The 23472-nt window shown below is 39.1% G+C and carries 24 protein-coding genes, 2 pseudogenes and 1 riboswitch; of the genes and pseudogenes, 18 read left to right on the forward strand and 8 right to left on the reverse strand.

The features are described 5' to 3' along the window. The first annotated feature begins 5 nt into the window (after nt 1–5). Nucleotides 6–1022, forward strand: a complete 1017-nt coding sequence (locus OK414_RS04300; protein WP_034654110.1) for a FecCD family ABC transporter permease — start codon at nt 6–8, stop codon at nt 1020–1022. Here OK414_RS04300 and OK414_RS04305 read toward each other — a convergent pair. Further along, nucleotides 996–1661, reverse strand: a pseudogene (locus OK414_RS04305) (DUF3231 family protein). The gene OK414_RS04300 and the pseudogene OK414_RS04305 sit on opposite strands and share 27 nt — an antisense overlap. An 82-nt stretch (nt 1662–1743) precedes the next feature. Then, the gene (locus tag OK414_RS04310) at nt 1744–1866 is read right to left on the reverse strand and encodes a DUF3231 family protein (protein WP_254176788.1); all 123 of its coding nucleotides are present in this window, start codon (nt 1864–1866) and stop codon (nt 1744–1746) included. Between the two features lie 248 nt (nt 1867–2114). On the opposite strand from OK414_RS04310, the gene nei reads away from it, so the two are divergent. The 13 genes from nei to OK414_RS04375 all read left to right on the forward strand — a co-directional run bounded on the left by nei (nt 2115) and on the right by OK414_RS04375 (nt 14621). Beyond that, nucleotides 2115–2933, forward strand: coding sequence for an endonuclease VIII (gene nei, locus OK414_RS04315; protein ID WP_047932356.1), 819 nt, complete (start codon nt 2115–2117; stop codon nt 2931–2933). Between the two features lie 105 nt (nt 2934–3038). Continuing rightward, nucleotides 3039–3416, forward strand: a complete 378-nt coding sequence (locus OK414_RS04320; protein WP_034654106.1) for a MaoC family dehydratase N-terminal domain-containing protein — start codon at nt 3039–3041, stop codon at nt 3414–3416. 213 nt (nt 3417–3629) lie between these two features. Continuing rightward, a complete protein-coding gene (locus tag OK414_RS04325; RefSeq protein ID WP_263045687.1) occupies nt 3630–5009 on the forward strand; it encodes a DUF6612 family protein in 1380 nt (459 codons plus the stop codon). Between the two features lie 154 nt (nt 5010–5163). Further along, on the forward strand, nt 5164–6102 hold the full coding sequence (gene murQ, locus OK414_RS04330; RefSeq protein ID WP_034654102.1) for an N-acetylmuramic acid 6-phosphate etherase: 939 nt from the start codon (nt 5164–5166) through the stop codon (nt 6100–6102). Beyond that, nucleotides 6084–6938: a MurR/RpiR family transcriptional regulator gene (locus tag OK414_RS04335; RefSeq protein ID WP_034654100.1), complete on the forward strand. Its 855-nt coding sequence runs from the start codon at nt 6084–6086 to the stop codon at nt 6936–6938. The genes murQ and OK414_RS04335 overlap by 19 nt, the downstream gene beginning before the upstream one ends. Before the next feature lie 88 nt (nt 6939–7026). Further along, nucleotides 7027–8388 (forward strand): PTS transporter subunit EIIC, encoded by a 1362-nt coding sequence (locus OK414_RS04340; protein ID WP_034654098.1) that lies wholly within the window; start codon nt 7027–7029, stop codon nt 8386–8388. Beyond that, complete coding sequence (locus OK414_RS04345; RefSeq protein WP_034654097.1) at nt 8385–9395, forward strand: MupG family TIM beta-alpha barrel fold protein; 1011 nt, start codon at nt 8385–8387, stop codon at nt 9393–9395. Before OK414_RS04340 ends, OK414_RS04345 begins: the two co-directional genes overlap by 4 nt. A 218-nt stretch (nt 9396–9613) precedes the next feature. Next, a riboswitch (TPP riboswitch) is annotated at nt 9614–9716 on the forward strand. A gap of 114 nt (nt 9717–9830) precedes the next feature. Beyond that, nucleotides 9831–11108, forward strand: a complete 1278-nt coding sequence (locus OK414_RS04350) for an acetylornithine deacetylase (protein WP_034654095.1) — start codon at nt 9831–9833, stop codon at nt 11106–11108. Between the two features lie 5 nt (nt 11109–11113). Continuing rightward, nucleotides 11114–11785, forward strand: coding sequence for a thiaminase II (gene tenA / locus OK414_RS04355; protein ID WP_171777653.1), 672 nt, complete (start codon nt 11114–11116; stop codon nt 11783–11785). Further along, entirely contained in the window at nt 11778–12542 is a 765-nt protein-coding gene (locus OK414_RS04360; protein ID WP_013081911.1) for an ABC transporter ATP-binding protein, read from the forward strand. Before tenA ends, OK414_RS04360 begins: the two co-directional genes overlap by 8 nt. After that, complete coding sequence (locus tag OK414_RS04365) at nt 12539–13282, forward strand: ABC transporter permease (protein WP_013081912.1); 744 nt, start codon at nt 12539–12541, stop codon at nt 13280–13282. Before OK414_RS04360 ends, OK414_RS04365 begins: the two co-directional genes overlap by 4 nt. Beyond that, the gene (locus OK414_RS04370; RefSeq protein WP_047932350.1) at nt 13279–14289 is read left to right on the forward strand and encodes an ABC transporter substrate-binding protein; all 1011 of its coding nucleotides are present in this window, start codon (nt 13279–13281) and stop codon (nt 14287–14289) included. The genes OK414_RS04365 and OK414_RS04370 overlap by 4 nt, the downstream gene beginning before the upstream one ends. Nucleotides 14290–14375: 86 nt before the next feature. Then, entirely contained in the window at nt 14376–14621 is a 246-nt protein-coding gene (locus OK414_RS04375) for a ferredoxin (RefSeq protein WP_016763181.1), read from the forward strand. Nucleotides 14622–14733: 112 nt separating this feature from the next. On the opposite strand, the pseudogene hxlB reads toward OK414_RS04375, so the two are convergent. The 3 genes and pseudogenes from hxlB to OK414_RS04390 form a co-directional block, all read right to left on the reverse strand. Next, nucleotides 14734–15290: pseudogene (gene hxlB, locus OK414_RS04380) on the reverse strand (6-phospho-3-hexuloisomerase). A 10-nt stretch (nt 15291–15300) separates the two neighbouring features. After that, nucleotides 15301–15930 carry a 3-hexulose-6-phosphate synthase gene (gene hxlA / locus OK414_RS04385; protein ID WP_013055599.1) on the reverse strand — a complete coding sequence of 210 codons (630 nt, stop codon included), beginning with the start codon at nt 15928–15930 and terminating at the stop codon, nt 15301–15303. A 268-nt stretch (nt 15931–16198) separates the two neighbouring features. Next, nucleotides 16199–16564, reverse strand: a complete 366-nt coding sequence (locus tag OK414_RS04390) for a winged helix-turn-helix transcriptional regulator (protein WP_013055600.1) — start codon at nt 16562–16564, stop codon at nt 16199–16201. A 252-nt stretch (nt 16565–16816) separates the two neighbouring features. Here OK414_RS04390 and OK414_RS04395 point away from each other — a divergent pair, with 252 nt between their 5' ends. Continuing rightward, on the forward strand, nt 16817–17398 hold the full coding sequence (locus OK414_RS04395) for a hypothetical protein (RefSeq protein ID WP_016763184.1): 582 nt from the start codon (nt 16817–16819) through the stop codon (nt 17396–17398). A gap of 16 nt (nt 17399–17414) precedes the next feature. Beyond that, entirely contained in the window at nt 17415–17738 is a 324-nt protein-coding gene (locus OK414_RS04400; protein WP_080743193.1) for a DUF3243 domain-containing protein, read from the forward strand. A gap of 43 nt (nt 17739–17781) precedes the next feature. Here OK414_RS04400 and OK414_RS04405 read toward each other — a convergent pair whose 3' ends face one another. The 3 genes from OK414_RS04405 to OK414_RS04415 are packed head-to-tail and all read right to left on the reverse strand — an operon-like array spanning nt 17782 to nt 20180. Beyond that, complete coding sequence (locus OK414_RS04405; protein WP_013081918.1) at nt 17782–17967, reverse strand: FeoB-associated Cys-rich membrane protein; 186 nt, start codon at nt 17965–17967, stop codon at nt 17782–17784. A 15-nt stretch (nt 17968–17982) separates the two neighbouring features. Continuing rightward, nucleotides 17983–19953, reverse strand: coding sequence for a ferrous iron transport protein B (gene feoB, locus OK414_RS04410; protein WP_034654089.1), 1971 nt, complete (start codon nt 19951–19953; stop codon nt 17983–17985). Further along, entirely contained in the window at nt 19950–20180 is a 231-nt protein-coding gene (locus OK414_RS04415; RefSeq protein WP_013055605.1) for a FeoA family protein, read from the reverse strand. Before OK414_RS04415 ends, feoB begins: the two co-directional genes overlap by 4 nt. Nucleotides 20181–20355: 175 nt before the next feature. Between OK414_RS04415 and OK414_RS04420 the strand changes: the two genes are divergently transcribed. Next, nucleotides 20356–20841, forward strand: a complete 486-nt coding sequence (locus tag OK414_RS04420) for a GNAT family N-acetyltransferase (protein ID WP_016763188.1) — start codon at nt 20356–20358, stop codon at nt 20839–20841. A 199-nt stretch (nt 20842–21040) separates the two neighbouring features. Beyond that, complete coding sequence (locus OK414_RS04425; RefSeq protein ID WP_053486874.1) at nt 21041–23416, forward strand: YhgE/Pip domain-containing protein; 2376 nt, start codon at nt 21041–21043, stop codon at nt 23414–23416. The last annotated feature ends 56 nt before the right edge of the window (nt 23417–23472 follow it).

The raw sequence follows: 23472 nt of genomic DNA on the forward strand, positions 1-23472 counted from the left end.
GTTATATGCAGACTGTCAATAAAACAAAAAAGCAGCCATCTCGATTCAAGTCTGTCGGCCTGTTTATCATTCTTTCTGTCTTAATTATAGCGCTGAGTGTGATAAGCCTTAGCTTAGGAGACATTAACATACCTCCTCTAGACATTATTACGTCTTTTATTGGTATTGGCGATCCTGACTTGACGTCCATTTTAGTAGAATTTCGTCTGCCTCGTATTTTGCTGGCTATTTTAACAGGAGTCGGCCTAGCTGTGTCCGGAGTCGTCGTACAGTCCATTATGAGAAATCCGCTCGCTAGTCCAGATACATTAGGTCTATCAAGCGGATCAGGATTAGCAGCTGTTGCAGTCACTATTTTACTGCCTTTAGCAACCCCATCCGTTTTATCCGTCGCTGCGTTTGCAGGAGGCTCGCTTGTCTTTGTAATCGTCTATTTGCTTGCTTATAAAAAAGGAGTAGAACCTATTCGATTTGCATTAATAGGTGTAGCAGTCAGCGCTTTTTGTTCATCCGGTATTCACTTGTTAATTTCAAAAGCAAATCCAAACGTAAATGCGGCACTGATTTGGCTGAGCGGCAGCTTATGGGGAAGAACATGGGATCAATTAATTGGTTTACTTCCCTGGGTCGTTATATTAGTACCGCTGATTTGGCTGTTAGCTGCCCGGTTAGATTTAATTCATCTAGGTGATGAAGTGGCTCGAGGACTAGGGGCTAGAGTAGAGTTAATTCGTCTAGTATTGCTGGCAAGCGCAGTGGCAATGACGGCTGCGGTTGTATCGGTGGTTGGCACAATTGGCTTTGTAGGGCTTATTATTCCTCATGTGGCCAAGCGGTTAGTGGGACCGAGACACAAAAAATTGATTCCTACAGCCGCTTTGCTTGGCGCTTTGTTTGTACTAGCAGCAGATTTAATTGGGAGAGGAATTGCTCCTCCGATTGAAATTCCGGCTGGGCTAATCATCGGCATTATCGGCGCTCCGTATTTTCTTTATTTATTGTGGAGAGAATCTAAAAAATAAGCTCGCGCTAAAGCGCGAGCTTATTTTTATTCCAAATGAATTTTTTGGGAATGGAATATGCGGAGGCTCTTCTAGCCATCCTTGTTCAATACTTATTCTTGATACTTCTTTGGCGTATTCCAAAATTTCATTCGTGAAGTTTGTATAGTTTAAAGCGAGATCTAAACGCGGGCTCGTTGACATCGCCAGCCCGTATCCACGTACATTTTCAGTAATCATCGCGGCCAGGTGAAACATCATGAGTTTTTCTGAAAATGGAGGAATGGAAGACTTTTCTACTCCGTAATCCCACTTCATTGTGACCGGTATGTTTTCTACCATTAGCGGTTATGACAGGGATTCAATGTGTTGCTGTACCTGCTCTCTACCTTTTAACAAAAAAGCTTGAATTTCCTGAGAAGGAGCTGTTTGAGCAAACCCTAAAATTAAATCCTTTGCAATTAAGTTCGTCTGTATGCTTGACACGATATGAGAAATTTCAATGACCGTTAACGGCCGCTTTTCATCAAAATAGCTTCCTAAGAAGAGTTCTTTATCGTTTGAAATATGCTTCAAATAAAGCAAATAAAAAGAATCCGAAAATAATTTTGGAGCTTCAACATTAAGGTCTTCTTCGCCGAAACCTAGCGGGATTGGCATATTTTCTTTTAAAAAGATAGCAGTGAGCGCATCACTGTTTTTTGTTGTGATGCAGTGTACCTTGAATCGCTTTTTGAATATCTCAATCGTCTACATGACACAGAAAATGGTTAATCATACAAGAAATTGCTTTATCGTTCATATATTGCTTCCAAATAACAGCCATCTCGGCGGCTGATAGTGGAGAAAATGATTGATTGTTCATAATAAACTCCTCATATATAGATAATTAACAAGTTTCTAAAAGATTATCAACTAGTATAAGTCAAAGGAAGTAAGATAAACACTATAGAAAGTAAAAAAAGTATCAACATTTTACTATAAGAGTAACCGTCATACATAATTTAAAGGTTCTTTTAGGAAAAGAAGAGTTCAACCGCTTCTTTCTTGCAAAGCAGAAATAAAACCGAAATAATAAATGAAGAAAGTTAGGCAAGAAAGGAGTTTCATTATATGCCAGAAGGTCCAGAAATTAGACGAGCAGCCGATGAAGTGGAAAAAGCGATTATTAGTCTTCCCGTTAGCGAGATATGGTTTGCTTTTCCATCTTTACAGCATTACGAAGAAGTATTAACGGGTGCTCGTATTAAAAGGGTAGATACAAAAGGGAAGGCTATGCTTATTCGTTTTGACAATGGCTATACCATTTATTCACATAATCAGCTTTATGGAAAATGGTATGTACGTTCATCTTACAATTATCCATCTACAAACAGACAGTTGCGTCTTGCTATTCATAATGAAAAGAAATCAGCGTTGCTCTATAGCGCTTCTGATATTGAAGTATTGCGTGATGAAGAAGTTTCTGCTCATCCTTTTGTATCAAGAGTAGGTCCGGATATTTTAAGTGAAGAAGTAACGGCAAATGAGCTTTTAGATCGCTTTTACTCTAAGCGATTTTACCGCAGAAAATGGGCGTCGCTGCTGCTAGACCAAAGCTTTATAGCGGGGATTGGAAATTATTTGCGCAGTGAAATCCTATTTGTAGCGGGAATTAATCCTGCATCTCGTCCGGTAGACTGCACGGAAGAACAGCTTAAAAAGGCAGCTGAAGCAACCATTTCTCTTGTCAAACAGTCCTATGAAACGGGTGGCATTACAAATGATGTGAAGCTTGCTGAAACGTTAAAAAAGAAAGGCCAAAAGCGCTCTGAATACCGCCACTGGGTTTTTAACCGTGAAGGAGAAGCTTGCCGAATTGACGGCACGCATATCTTAAAAGTGCAAGCAGCTTCTAGAAGGCTTTATTACTGTCCTACTTGTCAAAAATAGCAGGATATATTTATTCTGCTATTTTTTTGATGTGGGAATGAATGACTGTTCATTTTTTGTGATATAGTTAAAAAGTAAAGTCTTAATCTTAAGGGGAGGGATAAGATGGAATGTAAAACAGGAGATACATTTACGTGGCAAAGAACGTTTCAAGAGGAAGAAATCATGCAGTTTGCAGAGATGACTGGAGACCGGGGCAAACATCATATAGAACGTGACGAAAAGGGGCGGCTAATGGTGCATGGACTTATGACTGCTAGCATTGGAACAAAAATAGGAGGAGACTTAAACTATATTGCAAGAGAAATGGTGAGTGAATTTCTTCGTCCAGTTTTTGCAGGAGATACAGTTACCTGTGAATGCATATTAACTGAAGTAGAAAAAGCAGATGGTTTTCAAAAAGTGAAAATTAAATCAGTATATCGAAATCAACAAGGTAAAGAAGTACTGATAGGGACAAGTAATGGAATTATTAGAGATTAAAATGAAAACGTTAACAAAAATAAGTTATGAAGGTTGTTAGAAAAGTCACGGATTCGTGACTTTTTTATTGTGCAAGTTCCTTCTTTTATTGTTTACCATTTAAATGTAAATATGGTAATTTAATAAAGTTGGGTTTTATAAATGGTAAAAATGTGTATTTACTAAGTACATAGATTCTTATTTTTGGAAAAATATTTAAAAAGGAGTTCTTACATGAAAAAAATAATGAATACCAGCTTAGCACTATCATTCGCTCTATTGCTTTCGGCATGTGGGATGCCGTCTTCAGAGGAATTAACGGGTGACGTGAAAGAAGCACAAGAAAAGGTGAAAAATGTTCAAGTGAAGGTCACTGGAAAAGAAGAAGGATCCTCTGATTACCAAGTAAACGGAGTACAAGAGTTTGATTTTAAAAGTAAAGCAGGTTACATTAACACAAAAATGAACGGCGAAGAATTGAAGATGTATCATGACGGTGATGAAACGTTAGCTGTGGCTGGAGAAGAAAGCACAAAAGTACAGGGGGAAGAAAAAAAGTACGTTACGGCTTTAATCAATAACGCTAGGGAGCTTCAACAAAATCCAATACGCTACTATCAAAAATATGATAAAAATCTTCCAGATGAATTTGACGTCACTGAAAAAGACAAAGAGTATGTATTAACATTTAACGGAGAGAAAGACAAAAAGCAAAAAATTGTAGCAGGTGATGCTAAAGCTTATTATAAAATAACAAATCAAGGCAGCGATACCGCTGTAGACCTTGACCAAGTTAAAGGAAAAGATTTTTCGCTTGTTGTGACAGTTGATAAAGAAACGAAGCAAATAAAGAAAGTAGTAAAAAATCAGTCGTATTCAGTTAACGTAGACGGAAAAACAGAAAACTCAAAGTCTAAGCAAACGTATACGTATACATACAATCAATTAGACAATGTAACAAAACCAAAAGTGGAAGCAAAAGCCGCTGCTGCTTCTACAGATAGCAGCACCGAAACACCAAATAAAGAAAAGCAAGCTGCTTATGCCAAGGAAGCAGGACAATACGTAGATGCTTTAATTCAAGCAACTGTTTATCAAAATACAGATCAATTTGTTGCTAAACATCCGAATCAGCAAGATAAGAAACAGGTGAAAGAAAAAGGGGAGTTCCAAAAGAGTTCGTTTGTAGAGTTTTTTGAAACGAATTTTAAAGGTGCCTTATCATCATTGAGCTCAAATATAACCGACGAGCAGTTAAACGAAGTAAGCAGCGCGTTTCTAAAAGCTCTTTCATCTACAAAATATACCATTAAAGATGCAGCGTATAGTGATGAAGATGATGCGTACGTCGTACAAGTCGAAATTCAAGGATTTAACGATGCAAGTGTATTAGCAGAAGTCATGACACCACTTGCAGAAAAATATCAGGCGGGTGAGCTGAGTAACGAGCAGTTAGTAAACGAACTTATTGACGGAGTAGCAAAACGTTATCGTGAGCCAGTTGAATTACTTCCGGCAAAAACAGTCCCTGTACACGTCGTAAGAAATGGTGAACAAGATTACGAAGTTTTAATGCAAGATGAGTATCTGTTAACATTTGCTCAACAATCATAAATAGACATAAAAAAGATTTCAGCTATATGCCTGAAGTCTTTTTTTATGTTAATTTAAAATATAATTTTAAAAAATAAAATAATTATTGAAATTATATTTTAAACAAATTATAATAACCATAACTTCACTACATGATGAAAAAGAAGCCGAAAAGATGAATGAACAGCTTACGTTATTAACAACAGAGTCCCAAAACGAACAGACAATGAAGATCGATACAGCTAGTACAAAAGAAATTTTAAACATAATGAATACAGAAGATCAAAAAGTGGCGCTGGCTGTACAAAAAGTACTTCCAGACGTAGAGGTGGCAGTTGAATTTGTAAGTGAATCGTTTCAAAAGAAAGGCCGGCTTATTTATGTAGGCGCAGGAACAAGCGGACGACTGGGAGTATTGGATGCTGTTGAATGCCCGCCTACTTTCATTACCAATCCTGATCAGGTACAGGGATTGATGGCTGGAGGAGAAAAAGCATTTGTTAAAGCAGTTGAAGGTGCTGAAGATAAAGAAGAATTGGGAGCAGCAGATTTACAAAAAATTCATTTGAATGAACGAGACACAGTCATTGGAATTGCTGCAAGCGGACGCACTCCTTATGTGATTGGTGCATTAAGATATGCAAAATCTGTAAAAGCTAAAACGGTGGCGCTGTCTTGCAATGGTAATTCTCTTATTGGAAAAGAAGCGGACCATAGTATTGAGGTGGTAGTAGGGCCGGAAGTGCTAACAGGTTCCACAAGGTTAAAAGCAGCAAGCGCTCATAAAATGATTCTCAACATGATTTCTACAGCGGCTATGATCAAAGTAGGAAAAGCGTATGAAAACTTAATGATAGATGTTCATGTGAGTAATGAAAAGCTTAAAGAACGAGCAATAGGTATTATTTGTAAAATTACAGGTGTTTCTTATGAGCAAGCAAGTCAAACGCTTGAAGAAGCAAATAATGAGGTAAAAACAGCAGTGGTTATGATCAAAACAAATGAAAATTATGACACCGCGAAGATGTTACTGAATAATGCGGACGGTTATGTGAGAAAAGCGATTGAACATTACGTATATAAAGGAGAGAAACGATGTCAACAGGCGGATTAACAATGATTAAAAACACGGTGGCTAAGCTTCCTGATTCGGAGAGGAAAATTGCTGAATATATTTTAAACAACCCGCATACTGTGGTAAACAGTACGGCTGGAGAATTAGGTAGACTAGCGAATGCGAGCAGTGCTGCTGTTATTCGTTTGTGCAAATCTATCGGGGTTAGCGGGTTTCAAGAATTAAAGGTAAGAGTAGCCGGTGATTTAGCCAGAGATACGGAGCAAGGATACCGCGATATTGAAACAAATGAAACGATTCAATCTATTGTCAAAAAAACGGCAAGCAACAGCATTCAAAGTCTAAGTGATACGGCCGAGCTTGTGAATTATAAAGAAGCAGAGCGGGCTGTTTTGGCGCTGATTGAAGCCAAAAACATTCATTTTTTTGGAATCGGTGCTTCACATATTATTGCTATAGATGCGCAGCAAAAATTTCTTCGAATTAATAAAAATGCCACGGCTTTTGCAGATAGCCATTTAGCAGCTACACTCATCGCAAATGCAAGTAAAGACGATGTAGTTGTGGGTATTTCTTTTTCAGGGGAGACTCCTGAAGTAAGCAACGTCTTATCTTTAGCTAAAAACCGCGGAGTAAAGACGATTAGCTTAACCAAGTACGGACAGTCCACCGTTTCGTCTTTAGCTGATATTTGTTTGTATACGTCTTATTCTCAAGAAGCGCCGTTTCGAAGCGCAGCTACATCGTCTCGTTTAGCCCAGCTTTACGTGATTGATGTGTTATTTTTAAGTATTGCAGCGCAGCAGTATGACCAGACGATTGAGTATATTGACAAAACAAGAGATGCCATTCAGTTTTTGAAAGGTAAGAAATAAAAAAGAAAGCGATTACAAAAAGGGGATTTTGTGGTCTGTTTCCTCAGTACCGTATCCATCTAAGAGGAAAATACAAAGGGGGATTAACATGTCTTTAGATAATCATCAATTAGCAAAGGCTGTTTTGGAGATGCTTGGGGGAGCATCCAATATTGAAGCGTATACGCATTGTATGACGCGGCTGCGTGTGACGGTAAAAGATGATTCAATTGTAAAAAAGACGGATATACGAAAACTTGAAGGCGTGCTCGGATTAGTGGAAGAAGAAACGCTTCAAATTATTATTGGTCCTGGAAAAGTAAACAAAGTAACAGAGGAATTCGGAAAGTTAATTGATGAATCCGGCGGTATTAATTTAGAAAATCGTGCGGCTCAGCGGAAATCAGAGCTGAAAGAAAAAAATGCAACTCCGTTTAAGCTTTTGCTTCGCCGAATTGCAAGTATTTTTATTCCGTTAATACCTGCTCTTGTAGCATCTGGACTTATCACCGGAGTGACAAAAGCAGCAGTTCAAGCGAAGTGGCTTCCTGCAGATTCACAGATTGCTATTCTATTAACGGTTATCGGAAGCGGCTTATTTGCTTATCTTGGTATTTTAGTAGGTATTAATGCCGCAAAAGAATTTGGTGGTTCACCGGCTCTAGGGGGCTTAGCGGGTATTTTAGTCATTAATCCTGCCGTAGCTGATATTAAACTTTTCGGTGAAGCACTTTTGCCGGGACGGGGTGGCTTAATAGGAGTCTTGCTTGCAGCAATCTTTATGGCCATGTTAGAAAAACGAGTACGCAAATTTGTCCCTCAGTCACTGGATATTATTATTACACCAACCGTTACGGTATTAATTACAGGCATTATTACGTATGTAGTATTCATGCCAATCGGCGGCTTGATTTCAGACGGAATCACAAAAGGTCTTTTAGGAGTTTTAGAGATTGGAGGAGTTGTAGCAGGCTTTGTGTTAGGAGCAACATTCTTGCCGCTCGTCATTACAGGACTGCATCAAGGTCTTACTCCTGTTCATTTAGAGCTTATCAATTCAATTGGAGATGATCCGCTTCTTCCTATCCTAGCAATGGGCGGAGCCGGTCAGGTCGGTGCAGCTTTTGCTATTTATATCAAAACAAAGAAAAAACGTTTAAAGCGAGCAATTGGAGGCGCACTTCCTTCAGGACTGCTCGGAATCGGAGAGCCGCTTATTTTTGGAGTCACACTTCCTTTAGGACGGCCATTCTTAACCGCTTGTCTTGGAGCTGGAATCGGCGGAGCGTTTCAGGCGCACTTCCATATTGCAACTGTAGCAGTGGGAGTATCAGGTTTACCGCTTACGTTTTTAGTTCATGCGCATCAAATTCTTCTTTATTTACTTGGATTAGTTATTGCTTACGCGGCAGGCTTTATTTGTACCTATTTCTTTGGATTTAACGATGAAATGGCGAGGGAGTTTGAATGATTGGCATTTCGTTTTATTTAAATGATAGTGATGCCCCCAAAAAATTAATAGAAGCGAGTGAGTGCGGCGTCACACGTGCATTCACTTCGCTTCACATTCCAGAAGAAAAAGGAGATTTGGCTGAACGGGCAAAAGAATTGCTTCATGTGGCTAGAGATTGTGGAATAAGCGTGTATGCAGACGTATCTAAGCATACGCCAGTTCATTTAGGTATTGAAAGCCTTATGTCGCTATCTTCACTTGGCGTATCTGGTATTAGACTAGACGATGGCTTTAGCGCAGAAGAAACTCTTTCGCTTGCGAATGAATTTTATATTGCTGTTAATGCAAGTACGTTATCCAAACAAGAAATTGAAGCACTCTTATCTGCAGGTCTTCATCATCATCAGCTGCTTGCATGGCATAATTTTTATCCGCGGCCTGAAACAGGGCTTGAAGAAACGTTTTTTCAACAGCAGACAGATTTATTTAATGAACTTCGTATTCCAGTCTGCGCTTATATTCCTGGAGAAGACGAAAAAAGAGGCCCTGTTTATCAAGGTCTTCCTACTAGAGAAAAAGACCGTAATAGATGTCCTTTTACTTCTGCAGTAGATTTATACGGATGCGGAGTAGCAGAGGTTTATATTGGAGATCCATGCGCCGGTTCAAGTTTATTAAAGCGTTTGGTTCAATATCAAGAAAGCCGCATTATTCCGCTGCGCATTCGTTCACCTCATATAGAGGGAACGTACAGCGTGCGTCCGGATGTATCAAGAGACGTTCTGCGTTTAGTTGATACTCGATCTGTAAAACCAGTGCCGCCATTTCATACAGTAGAACGCAGAATGGGAGCAATTACAATGGACAATGATGGCTACGGACGTTACAGAGGAGAGGTTCAAATAGCTAAAACGAATTTGCCTGCAAATGCTAATGTGAATGTGATTGGGTATGTGATAGAAGAAGATCATGAGCTGCTTTCGTTAGTGAGACCGGGGCAAAAACTTGCGCTTCTTCCTGTCTGAATGGAAAAACGATGTATTTTTAAAGAAGCCGATAGTTAACTAGTAAGCTTATAAAAGTAAAGAGCACACACTGCTTGAAAAGGTGTGTGCTTTTTGTTTTCCTAAAAAGGAAACTATTTTCATTGCTGAATAATGAACCTTTCTATTGAATAAAACGCTTTACTATGATAAAACTATTACAGGTAAACATATGATAATCGTTTAATTTTATAGAGATACAACGCCACTAGGGGTGCTTTCTAAGCTGAGAGAGACGAGAAGTCTTAACCCTTATAACCTGAACTAGGTAATACTAGCGTAGGAAAGAGGTATTGTAATGGATGTTTTGTATGGTATTTCCTTACGAACTCGTTATAATAATTTTTTGTATATAAACAAAAACACTTCTTTCCTGCGAAAGAAGTGTTTTTTTATGCGTAAAGGAAGGTGTCATACATGGAAGAAACAATTGATTTGCTTGTCAAACAGGTAGAGGAGCGCAAAGGGGAGCTAGTCCAGTTATTAAAAACGCTTGTTTCATATAAAACGCCGGCGCCTCCTGCACGGAATTCTCATGAAGCGCAGCGCTACGTAGCGGATTTCCTTAAAAACTGCGGTTTTTCCATCGATATGTGGGATTTATATTGCAACGATCCTATTGTAGTGGGCACGTTAAAAGGGAAAAAATCAGCTGACTATCAAAGCTTAATTATTAACGGGCATATGGATGTAGCTGAGGTACAAGAAAATGAAAAGTGGGAGACAAATCCGTTTGAAGCTGTGGTAAAAGACAACATGATAATCGGACGCGGAGTTGCTGATATGAAAGGCGGCTTGGCAGGAGCATTATTTGCAGTTCAGCTTCTAACAGAAGCAGGAATCGAACTGCCGGGAGACTTGATTTTTGAATCCGTTGTAGGAGAAGAAGTGGGAGAGGCAGGTACGCTGCAATGCTGTCAGAAAGGATATACAGCTGACTTTGCGCTTGTTGCCGATACGAGTGATTTACATATTCAAGGTCAAGGCGGAGTGATCACGGGATGGATTACGATAAAAAGCAGTAAAACCTATCATGACGGTACACGCCGAAGTATGATTCATGCTGGAGGAGGGCTGTTAGCTGCGAGTGCTATTGAAAAGATGGCAAAAGTGATCGGAGGGCTGCAAGAATTGGAGCGCCACTGGGCTGTTACAAAAAGCTATCCAGGATTTTTGCCGGGAACAAATACGATTAATCCAGCAGTAATCGAAGGGGGAAGGCATGCTGCGTTTATTGCAGATGAATGCAGGCTGTGGATCACCGTTCACTATTATCCCAATGAATCATACGACCAAGTATCAAAAGAAGTGGAAGAATACATTTTAGCTATTGCAAAAGCAGATCCATGGTTAAAAGATAACCTGCCAACCTTTGAATGGGGAGGCACATCAATGATTGAAGACAGAGGAGAAATCTTCCCGTCATTAGAAATTGATGAAAATCATGCTGGAGTACAGCTGCTTGCAAATACTCATGAACAAATTGAAGGGAAAAAGCCTCCAATCGATGTGTCAACTAGCGTAACAGATGGCGGTTGGCTAGCTGATGCGGGGATTCCTGCGGCTATTTACGGTCCGGGGAATTTAGCAAATGCACATGCTGTGAATGAACAATTAGATATGAATCAGCTTATTCAATATACAAAAGTGATGGTGCAGTTCATTTATACGTGGCTGCATACGCATAAGGAGTGATCATCATGAAATTTAGTGAGCGATTATACGAAAAGCTGCAGCCTATTTGGCGTCAAAATCATAATCATCCCTTTGTACAGGGAATGGGAGACGGAACGCTTGAAAAGGAGAAGTTTCGCTTTTACATGATTCAAGATTACCTTTACCTAATTGATTATGCCAAATTATTTGCGATTGGAGCCATGAAAGCTACCGATCTTCAAACGATGGGGAAATTTGCTGCACTTTTGGATTCTACATTAAACGAAGAAATGAGCCTGCACCGTGAGTATGCCAAGAAAATTGAAATCAGCGAAAAAGAATTAGAAAAAGCGCAGCCATCTCCTACAACGCTTGCATACACACACTATATGCTGCACGTTGGTCAAAGCGGAACATTAGCTGAATTAGTGGCGGCTCTTTTGCCTTGTATGTGGAGCTACTGGGAAATAGGAAAAGAACTCAGTGAAAAGCCTGGAGCTAACAATGAGTTTTATCGTGAGTGGATTGAAATGTACAGCTCAGAAGAATTTGGAGAACTAGCGACATGGTGTATTAATTTATTCGACTCACTTACTGAAGACAAATCAGAAGCGGAATTAGAAAAGCTCGAAGAAATTTTCTTAAATACAACGCGTTTTGAATATATGTTCTGGGATATGGCTTATAACGAAGCGATGTGGCCAATTCATGAATAAGTCTGTGTTATCTTTTCAAAACGTCAGTTTTACGTACAAAAACGGTGATCAACCGATTTTAACATCATTAAACTTAGATGTGAAAGAAGGCGAGTTTGTCAGTATCGTTGGAGCGAGCGGTTCTGGGAAAAGTACGTTGTTTCGTCTCATTACAGGTCTTGAACAGCAGAGTGAAGGCGATATCGTGATTAACGGACAGTCTTATGAAAAACGGCTTGGAAAAGTAGGCTACATGCCGCAGCAAGATTTGCTTCTTCCGTGGCGCACGATTTTAGACAATGCAGCGCTGCCGCTTGAGCTTCACAATGTGTCAAAAGCAAGTGCTCATAGGCAAGTATCTCAGCTGCTCGAAGAGTTTGGTTTAAAAGGGTATGAAAATCGTTTTCCAAGTGATTTATCTGGAGGGATGAAGCAGCGTGTTTCTTTTCTGCGAACGGTATTAAGCGGTTCTAACGTGCTGCTTTTAGATGAGCCTTTTAGTGCGCTTGATGCCATTACGCGTTTGTCGATGCAAGAATGGCTGCTTGAACAATGGCAAAAGCGTAAGCACACCATCTTATTTATCACTCATGACGTAAACGAAGCGCTTTTTTTATCAGATCGTATTTTTATCTTTTCAGACAAGCCGGTAAGTCATCTTGAAGAGATTCAGGTGCCGCTTAGCAGACCTCGAACGCAAAAAGATTTGAATCAACAGCGTGTGCTTGACGTGAAAGATTACTTAATTGAACAGCTTAGATCGAAGGTGAACACATGAAAAAGTACGGAGCTTCAGTGATATTAGTAGTCATTTTACTGGCTGCTTGGGAAATTGGAGCACGCATTGTAAACTATCCGTTTATTTTACCAACGCCCACCGGTATTTTAACGAAGCTTTGGGATTTGCGAATGGATTTATTGTTTAAGCATTTACCAGCTACGTTATCTATTGTCGTAATTGGGCTGGTTATATCCGTTGTGCTAGGGGTTCTGCTGGCCGTGTGGATGAATTGGAGCCCGCTTATTGAGCGTGCTTTCTATCCGCTTATTATTGCGTCACAAATGATCCCGACCATTGCCATTGCTCCTGTATTTGTTCTCTGGTTTGGCTACTCCATTTGGAGCAAAGTGATTGTGACCGTATTAATTACGTTTTTTCCCATTACCGTTAGCACGTTTGACGGGCTTCGTTCCACAAACAAAGAGTTAAAAGAACTCATGTTAACGATGGGAGCAACAAAAAAAGATATTTTCTTTAAGTTGAACATTCCTTCTGCACTGCCTCATTTTTATTCAGGGCTCAAAGTAGCGGTTACCTTTAGTATAATAGGTGCTGCCATTGGCGAATGGTTAGGTGCACAAGCAGGCTTAGGATATTTCAGTCGTCGCATGATGACACAGTTTGATGCAGCTGGTGTATTTGCACCAATTGTAATTTTATCCGCGCTTGGTATTTTATTCTTTATTATTGTAGCAGGTTTTGAAAAACGTTCATTAAAGTGGAGGAAAACAGAATGAAAAAATGGTTTGTAATTGGCTTAAGCCTGATGCTTGTTTTGATGCTCGCTGCTTGTGGTCAGAACAAGGAAAATAAAGCTGGTGACAGTAAAAAATTAAAAGACGTTACAATTATGCTTGATTGGTATCCAAATGCAGTGCACAGCTTCATTTACGCTGCACAAGAAAAAGGATATTTCAAAAAAGAAGGGCTGAATGTAAAAGTACAGTTTCCTGCTAATCCAACAGACTCGCTTAATTTAGCAGCTGCGGGGAAAGTTACGCTCGGCCTTTATTATCAGCCTGATGTAGCAATGGCACGAGCAAACGAAGATGTGCCGGTAAAGTCGGTAGGAGCGATTGTAAGATCTCCGCTAAACCGAGTTGTGGCATTGAAAGATAGCGGTATTAAGCGTCCTAAAGATTTAGAAGGAAAAGTAGTAGGCTACAGCGGAACACCATTAAGTGAATCTGTTCTAAAGAAAATGGTGAAAAGCGATGGAGGAGATCCGAATAAAGTAAAACTAGTAGACGTAGGATTTGAGTTAAATTCATCGCTGATTAGTAAAAAAGTAGATGCCGTAATAGGGGCATATATTAATCATGAAGTACCATTACTTCATAAAAAAGGATATAAAACGGTTGACATTGATCCTTCAGATTACGGCGTGCCATCTTATTACGAGCTAGTGGCAGTTACTGGGGATCAAACGTGGGCAAAAGATTCTGATACGATTAAAGCGTTTTGGCGTGCCGCGACAAAAGGGTATGAGTACACAGAGAAACATCCAAAAGAATCACTTCAAATTCTATTAGATAACCAAGATAAATCAAACTTCCCTCTTGAAAAAGACGTGGAAACAAAAAGTTTAAATATTTTACTTCCGAAAATGAAGTCTGAACAAGGATTTGGCAGTCAAACGAAAGAATCATGGCAGTCAAATGTGGACTGGTTAAAAGAGTCAGGATTAATTAAGAAAAAGCCAAATGTAGATGAAATGTTTGAGAATATCGGAGAATCCAAGTAAATAATTTAAGACGAATTTAAAAAAACCTTCTTATACTGAACGTAACTTTCTGAAAGAGAAAGTGAAAAGGTAAAGGAGGTTTTTTTATGGCTTTTACGATGGTAGATAAGGAAACATGTATTGCTTGCGGAGCATGTGGAGGGAGCGCACCAGATCTTTATGATTATGATTCAGAAGGTCTTGCTTATGCAGTGCTAGATAACAATGAAGGAACAAAAGAGGTTCCTGAACATCAGCAAGATGAGATGATGGAAGCGTATGAAGGATGCCCAACAGAATCCATTAAAGTCGCAGGGCAGCCGTTTTATAGAGATGCAACAAAATTCGAATAGGGTTTTTGAAGAAAGTTAACGATAGAGTACATTTAGTTATGCGATAAATAAATATTTGGTGAAATAGAAAGTTTCAAAACAAAAAAGGTCTTGCCTAGAGCAAGACCTTTTTTTATTCTAAATTTGCATGCTTTCCGTACATTGTATGGGTATCAAGTTCTTTCTTCTCCATGAAGCGAAGAATCAGCGCATCGTAGAAGAGAAGAAGCGTTTGTTCAAACAGTGACGCCATAGGCTGTACTGTTTGATAACTGTTTTGCTCTTGATCCTTAGGAGCACCGGGCAGCTTCACGATAAAATCAGCCAGCTTGCCAAGCGTGGAATCGGGAGAAATTGTGACTACTCCAACTTTTCCTCCAAGTTCTTTTGCTTTTTGAGCGATAGGAATCAAGCTCTTCGTCTCCCCAGAACCTGATCCGATGATTAATAAATCATCCTGCGTGAAAGTGGACGTCACGGTTTCTCCAATAACATACGCATCAATGCCCATATGCATCATACGCATAGCAAATGACTTGCCCATAAGACCTGAACGCCTGCTCCAGTGACAAACACTTTTTTAGATGAGATGATGCCATTTACAAGCTGTTCAGCTTCATCGTCAGCGATTAGAGCCGTTGTTTGTAAAAGCTCATTCATAACCGTTTTTAAATGTTCGCTCGTCTGCATAGAAAGCTCCTTAATTTGTAATAAGCTCTTTCATTTGAGAAGCAACTGATTTTTTATCGTCTTGGCTCGTGATGCCTCCGCCAACGATAACAAGATCAGGCTGTGCTTTTACTACTTCAGGTAAAGACTCTAATTTAATGCCGCCAGCAACAGCTGTTTTTGCATTTTTTACAACGCTTTTGATTGTTACTAAATCTTCAAAAGAGTTTTGGCCAACTGCTTGAAGGTCGTATCCTGTGTGTACACAGATATAGTCAACGCCAAATTCGTCTAGCTCTTTTGCGCGTCCTTTAATATCTTTTACCCCAATCATATCGACTAGAATTTTTTTACCTTGTTTTTTCGCTTCTTCAACTGCACCTTTAATTGACATATCTTCAGCCACACCTAAGATGGTAATGATGTCTGCTCCGGCTTGAGAAGCTTGCTGTACTTCATAGCCAGCTGCATCCATAATTTTTAGGTCAGCTAATACTTTTAAATTAGGAAATGCTTCTTTAATTTCTTTAACGGCGCGAAGCCCTTCATTGATTACAACGGGCGTACCGATTTCCACGATATCAATATGTTCTTCAACTTCTTTTACTACCTCTTTTGCTTGAGAAATATTAACAAGATCTAATGCTAATTGTAATTCCATTCTACTCCACTCCTTATAGAAATCTATAGATACCTTTTGTGCTTTTTTACATAAAAAGCAGCTGGTGTAGTTATTGTACCCGCAGTTTGAGGTTCTTAAAAGTACGCACTTTTCCCACAAATAGTGTGGGGAATGATAGTATACAGAAGTATACTAATGGACATATCAGTCTTGTAACCGCTTAATTTTCATTGAAAATGCGGATGATATTGATTAATATCATCCGCATAAAAAAATAAAAATTATGGAATAGAAGGATTAGTTTCCATTATTTAATCAACGTTTCTGCCTTTTGTTCTTGATTGATCAGCACTGTATCACGGTAATTTTTACCCCAATCGTACATGGCTGTCAAAATGGGCATTAAACTTTCTCCTTCTTTTGTAAGTGAGTATTCGACTTTAGGTGGTACGACAGGATAAACTTTACGGTTAACAATTAGATCTTCTTCCAGTTCCCGCAGCTGATTAACCAGCATGCGCGGCGTAATATCAGGAATAAGCGATTTTAGTTCCCCGAACCGTTTTGTTCCTTCACGTCCTAAGTGCCATAGTATCAGCATCTTCCATTTTCCGCCGATAATAGCAAGCGTTAATTCTTTTTCACAGTTAAATTCTTTATTAAGCTGGCTCAATTGCTTCACCCCTATGACCAATAGTATAAGATTTCTTTTAAAGTACTTCTTATTATACCGGTGCTGACAATCCTTTTACAAAAATCCGGCTTGCGCTTTTCTGTTAAAAAAGGGGAGCTTTTTTATTACATAGTTATTCTTGACTAGTGGGAGCTAAAAGGTGGCCTTTAGTCATGTTTTTTGTGTTCAATTGTTTAAAGATAAAGAAAGGTGGGAAATCACTCAATAACAATGCTAAAGGAGGCAGTAAAAATGGAAAGAAACCGATCTGAATTACAAAACCCTGCTTTAAGCAACAGCGCAGGCATTAATAACGATGTAGGAATCAATAACAATCCACAGACAGCTAATAGCCCTACTGCTGTTAGCGCTGGAAAAAGCTGCAGCAGCAAGCTAGTAAAAGGTGTTGTTGTCGGGGCAGTTGTGGGTGGATGTATAACATTACTTGATAATAAAACTCGCTCATCTGTTAAAAGAAGAGCCGTTACATTAAAGGACTCTTCTGCAAACATGATTAATCAAGTAAAAGAGAACCCTCAAGAAACAAAAGAAAAAATGGTGCAGCAAATGAAAAACGCATCAAATTTGCTAAAAGACGCAATTAATGATGCTAAACATTTGTACGAGCGTGTAAACGAAGATTTCTTTAAGCAAGCAGAAGATGTGAAAAGCGTTACGCATGATGCAAAATCGACGGTAGAAGATGCTAAAAGTGATTTACAGCAAATTGGTGAAAAAGTGAAAGATGCAACTTCTGAAATAAGTAAGGAAAAGATGACGCCAGACGAAAAACCAGAAGCTGAGCGTGAAAGAACATACCAGTCTATTCACTAAAAGGGAGATGTTAACTGTGAGTCAAATGAATGAAGGAACTACAAAAGACATGAATAAAATTGAAGATACGGTAGATAATTTAGGGACGGAGAAAAAAGAAGCAATTTTGCAGAATTTTGATACGTTTACTGATTATTTAACTCAAAAAGTCCATGTCGGTAAAAAACTCGGGTTAAATGAGGAACAATTAGCAGCTGCTACAAAAAAAGTGGCTAGCTATTTAGCCAAAAATGAGGAGCCTCGAAACCGAGAAGAAAAAGTCCTTCATGAATTATGGAAAGTCAGCAGTGAAGAGGAAAAGGAAGTCCTTTCTCATCTCATTTTAAAACTAGTTGCGTAACATTAAAAAAGCATCCCATCTATTAGGATGCTTTTTTAATGTATTAAGAAGATTGATTTTGAGCCTCTTGAATCGTTTTATCCCAGTCAATGCCGCAATCATCCGTTGCACAAGAAGATTGCTGTGCGCAGCTTGCACATTTTCCCTGAGTACTCTTGCGGAAGAATTTTGTCATATGATAAAGGGCATATCCAAATATTAAAACCCCAATTAAAATGTTAATAATCAATGTTATTCACTCCTTTTAAGAAAAACCAAGTACTTTTCCAATAGTGTGTACAAGCAAAGCTACGAGATAAGCGACAACCAAAGGGTAGGCCACAGCAAATGCTGTCCATTTCAATGAGCCGGTTTCTCGTCGAATAACAGCGACGGTTGCTAGACACGGAACATAAAGAAGAACAAACACCATAAACGTATAGGCTGTTAGCGGTGTAAAGAATGTCTTCATTGTGTCGCCAAGCTGTCCTTCTTGTACTTTATAAATGATGCTCATAGTCGAAACAACCACTTCTTTTGCTAGGAAGCCTGTAATCAGTGATGCTACAGCTTGCCATGTCGCAAAACCTAAAGGGATAAATAGCGGAGCGATAGCACCTCCAATAATAGCCATAAAGCTATTTTCCATATCTACTCCAAAACCGCCAGGGCCAGCGTAAGATGATAGCCAGATAAATACAGAGCCAGCTAAAATAACCGTACCTGCTTTTCGGACGAAATTTCGGCCTTTTTCCCACGTGCTTCTCCAAAGAGTCTTAGCTTGAGGTACGCGGTAAGGAGGAAGTTCAACAATAAAAGTTGATTGTTCGTCTTTAAGAAGCGTTACTGATAAAATTTTCGTTACAACAAGTGCTAAAATAATGCCAAGCAAGTACATAGAAAACACCACAGCTGCTCCGTTTTGCACAAAAAACGCACCTACAAACAAAGCGTATACAGGAAGGCGTGCTGAGCAGCTCATAAATGGATTTACTAAAATGGTCATAAGACGCTCTTTTCGCTGTTCAATTGTACGTGCGGCCATGATCCCCGGTACGTTACATCCAAAGCTAATAATCATCGGAATAAATGCTTTTCCGTTCAAACCGAAAAATTCCATGATACGATCCATTACTACAGCAATTCGAGCCATGTATCCTGAATCTTCAAGCAGTGAAATGAAAAAGAACAGGACAAAGATTTGTGGTACAAATACTAATACGCCGCCTACGCCTGCGATGATGCCGTCCACAATTAAATCATGAATAAATGGAGCAGCACCAGCTGCATTTAGAAGAGAATCAGCGCCTTTACTAAGCGTTCCGCCAAAAAAACCGTCCAGTTTATCAGAAAGAGGAACGCCAATCCAAGTAAACGTAATATTAAAAATCAAATACATTAAGCCAAGAAAAATAGGGAGACCAAGCCACTTATGCGTCACAATTCGATCGATTCGATCTGTGAAGGTTAGAGGTGTTTCGCTGCCCTTTATGATACACTCGCTGGAAATGCGCTCGATAAATGCTGTACGCACGTCGAAGAAATGCTCGCTAAGCGGCTTGGTTAATTTTTGTACAGCCGCTTTTCGAAGCTCAAGCAGCTCTGAGTAACTCGTTTTTTCTTTTAACGTTGATTCGATTACGCTATTTTCCGCTAAAAATTGAATGGCAATCCATCTGCTGACATCCGCTTTTGTTTGAATCATATGAATTGCTTGTTCAGCGGTTTCCCCGTAATTTAATTGAAATAACGGGGCTTTTAAATCTTGCTTCAAAGTGGAGAGAAGCTCATTAATTCCTTTTCCATTGCGGGCAATAATTGCAGAAACTGGAATATGTAATGATTTGCTAAGCTTTTCCAAATGGAAAGTCAATCCGCGTTTTTCCGCTACATCAATCATATTTAAGCCGATTACTAATGGCTTTCCATATTCCAAGGCTTGAATAGTGAGATGCATGCTTCTTTCAAACTGAGAAGCGTCTACAATATTCAGCATACTGTTAAATTCTCCGGTTAACAAAAAGTTAGTTACCACTGCTTCATCTGAAGAAAGAGGAGTAAAATCATACACACCCGGCAAATCAACCAGCTGGCTGTTTTGCTTTTTAATAGACCCAACTTTCTTTTCCACGGTTACACCGCTCCAGTTTCCTACGTATTCATAGGAATCTGTTAATATATTGAATAAAGAAGTTTTTCCTGTGTTTGGATTTCCTAAAAGTGCAATTGTACTCATGCTGTCTCAACCTCAATTTTAGCCGCATCGCGTTTTCGGATGCTAATCATTTGACCTTGACATTCAATAATACAAGGTCCCCCTAAGATGGTTTTTTGCTTCATGCATAGTTCGCAGCCTTTTTTTACTCCAAAAGAAAGAAGGCGGCGTTCTAATGATCTATCTAAAAATTCAATGTTTTTAACTTTTACTTTGTCGCCAATACTCACGGTAGTTAAATTCATCATTCAGCACTCCTGTTAATGATAATCATTTTCAATTTGTATCTATCTCGATTATACATAAGGTTCTAAAATCAATCAATGCTTCTAGAGCGTTACAATTAAAAATATATATTTATAACTATATTTTTCAGGTGAAATTATGTACGATTTTAGCAGCAAATTGTCAGGAGGGATGTGAGTGGAGGTAATCATTCGCAAAATGAGAAAAGAAGATATTACGTCTGTTCAATACGTCGCAAAGATGAGCTGGTATGATACATATGAAGGAATTATTCCTAGAAGCGTTCAGAATCGGTTTCTTTCAGAAGCATACTCCAATAAAAGGCTGCTGTGGCGCTTGCGCAATTCGTTCATTTATGTAGCAACTATTGATGAGAAAATCGTAGGGTACGCTAACTTTTTCCGACTGAAAAACAGAGGGGAAATAGAACTAGGATCTATCTATATACTTCCTGCTTATCAAGGGAAAGGAATCGGTTCGCAATTGTTAGAAAAAGGAATGAAGCGCTCGAAGGAATTAAAAATCGTTTACATTAACGTAGAAAGGGAAAACGGAATAGGCCGTGCATTCTATCAATCAAAAGGTTTCCAGCTTGTGGATGAATTTGATGATGAATTTGACGGGCATTTATTAAGAACGATGCGAATGAAGCTCATGATTTAAGCTTGATATTTAGTGTGAACGTTATCTTAAAAAGCTGATTTTAAACTTTCTGCTAAAATCAGCTTTTAATTACAGAATAACGATTGACCTTATTCTTGTGAATATGGTAACATTAATCAGAACTTAATGACCGAAAATGTTTTTCGGTCAAACGGTCAAACGGTCAGACGGAAGTAAGGATTATTGGAGGCTAAAAAACATGAATATGATTAAAGGAGAATGGAAAAAAATCTTTTCCAAACCAATGACTATTGTTGTGATTTGCGGATTGTTATTTGTTCCATTACTTTATAATGTCATCTTTTTATCTGCTTACTGGGATCCATATGGAAAAACAGATCAAATTCCAGTTGCAGTGGTAAATGAAGATAAAGGTGCTACATTAGATGGAAAGAAATTGAATGTCGGTCGTGATTTTGTTGATGATTTAAAGAAAAACGATAAATTTGACTGGAAATTTACGAACAAAGAAAAAGCGTTAGAAGGCTTAAAAAATGAGGACTACTATTTAGTTTTAGAAATTCCAAAAAATTTCTCCAAAAATGCAACAACATTAATGGATAAAGATCCTAAAAAAATGAAATTTATCTACCATACAAATGCCGGAAAGAACTATTCAGGCGCTCAAATTAGCTCAAATGCAGTGGCTAAAATCAATGATCAAATTAAAGAAGCAGTCACAAAGCAGTATGCTGAAACGGTATTTGACAGCTTTAAACAAGTAGCGGACGGTCTTCAAAAAGCAAGTGACGGTGCAGGAGAGCTAGAAAATGGCTCGAAAACGCTGCGAGATAACATGAAAAAATTAGCAGACAGCACGGTTACATTCGAAGACGGTACAGCTAAATTAGCAAATGGGTTAACGGATGCACGAAAAGGAGCAACAGATTTAAATGCTGGTGCAGCTAAGCTACTAAACGGTGCGGACACAATTAATGAAAACTTAGGTAGCCTAAACAGCGGTTTAGGAAAGTTAGAAAGTGGGAGCGGACAGCTTTATGCGGCTTCTAAAGAACTTGAAACAGGTGCAGGAAAGCTTAGCAATGGATTAGGACAACTACAAGACGGAACTGCTAAACTGCAAGGTGCAACACAGCAACTCAATGAAGGAACAAAGACACTTCAAGGAAAACTACCGCAGTTTACAAGCGGCTTAAATCAAGTGGACGCTGAAGTGAGCAGCGTTACGCAGCAAATTAATCAAGCGGAACAGGAAATTACGCAGATTAAACAGCAGGTTGATTCAAAAAAAGCAGAGTTTGAACAGCAGCAGCAAGCCCTCATTGACAGCATTAACAGCAACGAGTCCATTCCTGATGAGCAAAAACAAACGCTGATTGCAGGAATTAAAAAGCTCACGTCTCAGCAGTTTATGGATGAACAGCAGCAAAAAGCAGAGCAGTTAAAAGCAAAAGTAGATAAAGTGCAAGAGTTATCTGCGGCTCTTCAAAAGCTCTCTAAAGGTGGAGAAGATATTCAAAGCGCTATTAATAAAATTGCTGATGGACAAAGTCAGCTGTACAATGGCCAGACAAAATTATATAATGCTCAAACTCAATTATACAACGGTGCTGTTAAACTAGCAGACGGAGAAAAGCAGTTCAACAGCAAATTTGCGGAACTAAACAGCGGTATTGCTGACGCTCATACAGGAGCTGGAAAGCTTGCTGACGGGCAGCAGCAAATTGTGGATGGACTTAAGAAGTCTGAACAAGGAAGCGCAGCGCTAGCAAATGGTTTAACACAGCTAGAAAACGGGGCAACCAAATTAGCAAATGGTTCTAAAGAGTTAACAAATGGTTCGTCTAAACTATATGATGGTTCATCTAAATTATCAGATGGAACAAGCGAGCTTCATTCATCTTTAGCAGATGGTGCAAAAGATGCAAAAGATGTTAAAGCGGATGATAAAACATATAGCATGTTTTCAAATCCGACGGATTTAAAATCAGATAAACAAAACAACGTAGATAAGTACGGTGTCGGATTAGCTCCATACATCTTATGTATTGGCTTGTTTGCGGGAACGTTAATGTTTTCAGCGGTATATCCAATGAAAGAGCCATCAATTCGACCGACATCAGGCATTTCGTGGTTCCTAAGTAAGTTTAGTGTCATCACTATTGTAGGTATGCTGCAGGCAGCGATTGCTGTTACAGCTCTTCTATGGGGCTTGCATTTAAACGTAACAAGCATTTGGCACTTCTATATCTTTACCATGATTACAGGTGTGACGTTCTTTACACTTATCTTGTTCTTAACAACAGGGTTAGGAAAAGTAGGGCAGTATTTAGCCTTCATTATTCTGTTGCTTCAAATTGGCGGCAGTGCAGGTACATTCCCTAAAGCACTTGTGCCGGAATTCTTCCAGGCAATTAATCCGTACTTGCCTATGACCTATGCAATTCGCGGTTTCCGTGAAATCATTTCAATTGGTGATGATTTCGGCTATGTATGGCATCAGGCTGGCGTACTTGGAATCTTTGCAGCAATCTTCATCACTCTTTCATTGATAATGTTTTATATCAATGCCAGAAAAGAGAAGCATCACACAGAGGAAGAGGCAGCAGCATAATTTAACTAATAGAAAAAGAGAGTTCCAGTTTAAAAAGGAACTCTCTTTTTCTTTAT

The sequence above is a fragment of the Priestia sp. JV24 genome (assembly GCF_025910025.1).
Lineage (GTDB): Bacteria > Bacillota > Bacilli > Bacillales > Bacillaceae_H > Priestia > Priestia megaterium.